At 52.3% G+C, this 663-nt stretch carries 2 rRNA genes; both read left to right on the top strand.

The features are described 5' to 3' along the window. Positions 1 to 215, top strand: a 23S ribosomal RNA gene (locus GH784_RS27040); the annotation flags it as partial. A gap of 249 nt (positions 216 to 464) precedes the next feature. Next, positions 465 to 579, top strand: a 5S ribosomal RNA gene (gene rrf, locus GH784_RS27045). Positions 580 to 663: the final 84 nt, after the last annotated feature.

Below are 663 nucleotides of genomic sequence, written 5' to 3' on the forward strand. Positions count from 1 at the left end.
GACGTATCTCTGGTGGATCTGTTGTCCTGCCAAGGGCATAGCAGAGTAGCTATATACGGAATGGATAACCGCTGAAGGCATCTAAGCGGGAAACCAACCTGAAAACGAGTGTTCCCTATCAGAGCCGTGGAAGACGACCACGTTGATAGGACGGGTGTGGAAGCATGGCAACATGTGAAGCTTACCGTTACTAATAGCTCGATCGACTTCTTCGTTCCCATTGTTCATGCTCATCAAAGATGAGCATCATCTGTTCTGTCCTGACGCGCATAGCGCTCCGGACGGGCCGCGCCACAGGTATTTTGCTTGAAAGCAAAAACCGGAAGGCGCGACGACCTCTGGTCTGTATGGCAAACATACGGGAAGGGTCGCAGAAAGACGTGTTAAATTAAATGAAGCGCAAGCTTCCCAGCTTCTCGAAACAACACTCATGTGAAAACATGAACTGTGTTGCGTTTTGCCGACCTGGTGGTTATCGCGGGGCGGCTGCACCCGTTCCCATTCCGAACACGGCCGTGAAACGCCCCAGCGCCAATGGTACTCCGTCTCAAGACGCGGGAGAGTAGGTCGCTGCCAGGTCTGCAAAACGCAACAAATATCTTCTCAAGCAAACTCTTCGGCCCAGCCGATACAAAGGGCCGCTCAAAGCGGCCTTTTTGCATT

It is taken from the genome of Agrobacterium tumefaciens, assembly GCF_009649785.1.
In the GTDB taxonomy this organism is placed as follows: domain Bacteria; phylum Pseudomonadota; class Alphaproteobacteria; order Rhizobiales; family Rhizobiaceae; genus Agrobacterium; species Agrobacterium tumefaciens.